General features: G+C 41.1%; 1 pseudogene. It reads left to right on the top strand.

Going from position 1 to position 202, the window contains the following annotated elements:
• Nucleotides 1-160: pseudogene (locus WFH18_RS18695) on the top strand (IS5/IS1182 family transposase); the annotation flags it as partial.
• Nucleotides 161-202: the final 42 nt, after the last annotated feature.

Raw genomic sequence — 202 nt, forward strand, 5'->3', positions numbered from 1 at the left:
CCGCAGTTTGGTGGAAACCAAGATGCATTGCATCAAATTATTAGGCGATAAATTAATGGCAAGAAGCTTTCCTAGTCAGGTGAATGAAATTCATGCACGTGTAGCAGTCCTTAACAGATTTACGGAATTAGGTCGACCACTTACCCAAGTTACGCCTTAAATTTGGCTCAATTAGGGGCGCTTTGCATTTCAAATCTTTGTG

The sequence above is a fragment of the Acinetobacter sp. USHLN143 genome (assembly GCF_037145695.1).
Lineage (GTDB): Bacteria > Pseudomonadota > Gammaproteobacteria > Pseudomonadales > Moraxellaceae > Acinetobacter > Acinetobacter fasciculus.